The organism is Streptomyces sp. NPDC060205 (genome assembly GCF_042728395.1).
Taxonomy (GTDB): domain Bacteria; phylum Actinomycetota; class Actinomycetes; order Streptomycetales; family Streptomycetaceae; genus Streptomyces.
This window is the reverse complement of record NZ_JBHWZP010000532.1, coordinates 1-4,131: the sequence shown is the minus strand read 5'-3', so window position 1 is coordinate 4,131 and position 4,131 is coordinate 1. Positions and strand designations below refer to the sequence as shown.

Below are 4,131 nucleotides of genomic sequence, written 5' to 3'. Positions count from 1 at the left end.
GGGAATTCCCACCGCCGGCTTCTTCGTGTCCTGAACTCCGTCGAACGCGCGAGGTCAGCTGTGAGAGCTGCCGCCGTGCGTGCCGCTGTTGTGGCTGCCACCCGGGTTCATGTGCTCGGAGCCTTCCTCCATGGTCCCGCCGAGCCGGCCGCGCAGTGCGGTGACCGTCTTCTTCTCCCCGACGGCGACCCACTTGCGGCCCACGAGGTAGTAGCCGCCGTAGTCCTTCGCCCCGGTCAGCCACTCGGCCTGGCCGCGGTCGGTGGCGAACGTCGCGAGGACGTACTTCTCGCCGGACTTCTTGCAGATGGCCTGGCGGATCGTGTCGGCGTCCGTCTGCATGTTCGGCTTGCAGCCGGCCTCGCTGGCGATGTGCTCCAGGCTCCCGGTCGCGGTCTCGGGAACCTTCTTCTCGTCGCCGCCGTCGGAGCCGCAGCCGGTCACCGCGAGGAGTGCCACGACCGCCCCGGCCGTGCCGACCGCGAGCCTCTTGCCCGTAAAACTCATTACGTCCGTACCTCCGGGTCCATTCCGGCGACCTGCCTCGCCGGGGCCGTGCGCCCACGCCTCCGAGAGCCCGCACAGGGGCCCCGGTCTTCGATACGGCTCCCGCACGCTCCACGCTCAACCGACGACGGCACGAGTGGCCGATTCCGTCATACAGGCACCACAGGACGCCTGACAGTGACCTGCGCCACAGAAGCGTTGCTTTTGATTGGCGCACGTGTGCGAAGGTGAGCAAGTGACGACAGAGGACAGTGCGACGAACAGGGCAGCGGACCGCACAGCCGGCGACAAGGCCGGCGGCGCGGCGGACTGGGACGAGCGGATGGCCGCCGCCTGGGCCGGTTTCGAGGCCGATCCGCAGACGGACGCGGCACGGTTCCGGGCGGTGATCGACGCGCTCGTCGCCGAGTTGCCCGCCGGCAGCCCGGTCGCCCCCTTCGAGAAGGCATGCGCCTGGGACTCGACGGGCCACTCCGACAACGCCGTTCCGCTGTACCGCGAAGCCCTGGACCTCGGCCTCGACGGCTACCGCGGCCGGCGCGCGAAGATCCAACTGTCCAGCTCGCTGCGGAACATCGGGCAGCCGGAGGAGGGCGTCAAGCTCCTGTCTCCCGAACTCGTGGGCGTGTCAGACGAGTTGGACGACGCCGTACGGGCGACCCTCGCCCTGTGCCTGGCGAGCCTGGGCCGTGAACGCGAAGGTCTCTCGCTGGTCCTGGGCGCCCTCGCCCCTCATCTGCCGCGCTACCAGCGGTCCATGGCGAACTACGCACGCCTGCTCGTGGAGCCGGAGGCGTAGCGCAGGCCGCCAAGTCGCGGTGGAGTCGCGGCGGTCCAGGTGACCATCCACCGATTCGCTCGTTCTGCTGAACGTGCAGTCACAGGATGTCGCCCCGCGCCCCCGCCCCGCATCAGCCGCCGCCCCCGGGCCGGTGGTCGACATCGAGCAGGCCGAGGCCGCGCTCGTCGAGCACTATCCGCGGCTCGTGCGGCTCGCCTATCTGGTGCTGCCGCCGAGCCTCGGCCGCAACCGCCGGGTGCTGACCGCGCACGCGCTCACCCAGCGCACCCTGCCCCGCGGCCGGGCCTCCGGCGACACCGCCGTGCTCCCGGCCCAGAAGACCGCCACCGCGGGCCGTGAGGGCGACCCCGGGTACGCGTACGTGCGGCTGCGGCTCCTGCGGATGGCACTGGAGGCGGCCAGGCCGCTGACCTTCCGCGCCTGGCCCACCCGGGCCCAACTGCCGCCGCTGCTCCCGCAGGTGTGGGGCCTGCGGCTCTTCCCGCGCTCGGGCGGAGCGGACGAACTGGCCCTGGACCAGCGGCTGTCGGCCCTGTCCGCCCCGGCCCGCGCCGCCTTCGTCCTGCGCGGCCTGGAGCGGATGGCCGACGCGGACGTCCGCACGATGCTCGCCGCGGCCGGTGAGGAGGACCCGGCCGCCGCCCTCGCCGAGGCGGACGCGGTGGACACGGCCGAGGGCGCCGACGCGCTGCTGGCCTCCCCCGAGTTCGACCCGTGCTCGCTGCACGCCCGGCCCACGGACCTGGTGCGCCGCCGCCAGCACATCAAGGCGGCGGTCGCCGCCGCCGCCGCGGTGGCCGTGTGCGGGGCGCTCCTCGGCATGCCGGGTGACGGCTGGGGGCCCGAGGGCGCCGCCGCGCCGCCGTACGCGCAGAACCCGGCGGCCCAGGCCGCACTGGACCCCGGGAAGCTCACGCTGGTCCCGGCGGGGGCGTGGGAGTCGTCCGCGCGCACCGACTTCTCCGTCTGGCCCGCGCGCGGCGCACTCACCGGCGACAAGGCCCTGCTGCGGCGCGCCCTCGCCGTATGGGCGCGGCCCGGCGGGACCGTACAGGTCTCGGCGACCCCCGGCACCCCCTCGGGCGCCCCGCCGGGACCGCCCCAGCTGCTGTACGCGGGCGAGGTCGACCAGAGCCGCGTGGTGCTGCTGTACGACGGACTGCGGATCGCGCGGTACGCCGAGGCGAAGGACGGCGGCACCCAGGGCGCGGCCCTCGACTTCGCCCGGGTCGACGGCGCCTCGGGAGCCGACGCCGACGCGCTGGTCCTGGGCCGCACCGACGGCAACGTCCGCTATCTGACGGCCCCCTGGGTGCGTACCGCCGTCGTACGCGACCTGCTGAAGTCCACCGCCGGTACGACGCCGCTGGCGCGCTCGGCGGACGGGGTGACCGAGCCGTTCGCGAGCCCGGCCCTGCAGACCGGCGCGTGCCGTTCCTGGAACGTCCTGGAGCTGACGGACAAGGCCGGGACCCGCCTGTCGACCGACCTCGGGGAGCTGACGCCCGCCCGGCTCACCTCGGGCCGTCCCGGGCGGGCCGGCGACGCCTCCGCGGCGGACTGGGCGCCACTGGCCTGCTCCCTCGCGGACGCCCGCGGCCAGGGCGTGCGCGCGGTCAACTCCTGGAGCTACGCCCGTCAGTCCCTCCCCGACGGGAGCGGCACCGCGGAGTGGCTGTGCACCCGCGCGGACACCTGGCGCGGCGGCGGCCCGCGGGTGCTCGCCCAGTTCCACGCGCCGGGGCAGCGGTTCGGCGCGGTCGCGGCGAAGGCGGAGAACGCGTCCGCGTGCGGCTCGAAGGATCCCCATGTCCTGGCGGGTGTGCTGTGGAAGTCCGTCAAGGGCGACTGGTACCTCCTCGCCGCCGGCGGCGAGGACACGGCGTCGATCCGGGCGACGGGCGGCGTCAGCGGGGCGGCGCGCAGCAATCTCCTCGCCGTGCGGGCCGAGCAGGGCGCGCAGGCGGTGCTGAAGGGCACGTTGAGCAGCGGGAGGGAGATCGGCGGGCTGCGCTGAGCGGCCCGTTCGCGGCCGGTTCCGATCGGTTCGATCGGTAAGGTGTTCATATGACTACCGGGGTGCGACGCAGAATGGGCGTCGAGGAGCGACGGCAGCAGTTGATCGGTGTCGCCCTCGACCTGTTCAGCAGGCGCTCGCCGGACGACGTGTCCATCGACGAGATAGCCTCCGCCGCGGGCATCTCACGGCCGCTGGTCTACCACTACTTCCCGGGCAAACTCAGCCTGTACGAGGCCGCGTTGAAACGGGCCTCGGACGATCTGGCGGAACGTTTCGTTGAGCCGCGCGAAGGTCCGCTGGGGGCGCGGCTGCTGCGCGTGATGCGGCGGTTCTTCGACTTCGTCGACGAGCACGGGCCGGGTTTCTCGGCGTTGATGCGAGGTGGGCCCTCGGTCGGGTCCACGACGACCAACGCGCTGGTCGACGGGGTGCGGCAGGCGGCGTATCTGCAGATCCTGTCGCATCTGCGGGTGGAACGGCCCTCGGCCCGGCTCGAACTCGTCGTCCGCTCCTGGATCTCGCTGGCGGAGGCGACCGCGCTGATCTGGCTGGACGGCCGGCGGATTCCGCGGGCGGAGCTGGAAGTTCAGCTGGTGCATGATTTTGCCGCGTTGGCGGCGGTCAGTGCGGCGGCGGATCCTGAGATGGCCGCGGTCCTTCGGGCCGCCTTGTCCCAGGAACCGACGGAAAGCCCGTTCGCGGACCTGGTGGGCCGCTTGGTGGCCCTGGCCGGCTGACCCCACGGTGCGGTCCGGTGGGGGCGGACCCAAAAGATTGCGCAGTTCCCCGCGCCCCTAAAGGG

General features: G+C 73.2%; 4 protein-coding genes. 3 read left to right on the top strand and 1 reads right to left on the bottom strand.

Going from position 1 to position 4,131, the window contains the following annotated elements; translation table 11 throughout:
• Positions 1 to 54: 54 nt before the first annotated feature.
• A complete protein-coding gene (locus tag ACFWGJ_RS42470; protein WP_387334315.1) occupies positions 55 to 507 on the bottom strand; it encodes a hypothetical protein in 453 nt (150 codons plus the stop codon).
• A 322-nt stretch (positions 508 to 829) separates the two neighbouring features.
• Here ACFWGJ_RS42470 and ACFWGJ_RS42465 point away from each other — a divergent pair, with 322 nt between their 5' ends.
• The 3 genes from ACFWGJ_RS42465 to ACFWGJ_RS42455 all read left to right on the top strand — a co-directional run bounded on the left by ACFWGJ_RS42465 (position 830) and on the right by ACFWGJ_RS42455 (position 4,066).
• On the top strand, positions 830 to 1,306 hold the full coding sequence (locus ACFWGJ_RS42465; RefSeq protein WP_387334316.1) for a tetratricopeptide repeat protein: 477 nt from the start codon (positions 830 to 832) through the stop codon (positions 1,304 to 1,306).
• 73 nt (positions 1,307 to 1,379) lie between these two features.
• Positions 1,380 to 3,326: a hypothetical protein gene (locus tag ACFWGJ_RS42460; RefSeq protein WP_387334314.1), complete on the top strand. Its 1,947-nt coding sequence runs from the start codon at positions 1,380 to 1,382 to the stop codon at positions 3,324 to 3,326.
• A 50-nt stretch (positions 3,327 to 3,376) separates the two neighbouring features.
• On the top strand, positions 3,377 to 4,066 hold the full coding sequence (locus ACFWGJ_RS42455) for a TetR/AcrR family transcriptional regulator (protein WP_387334313.1): 690 nt from the start codon (positions 3,377 to 3,379) through the stop codon (positions 4,064 to 4,066).
• The last annotated feature ends 65 nt before the right edge of the window (positions 4,067 to 4,131 follow it).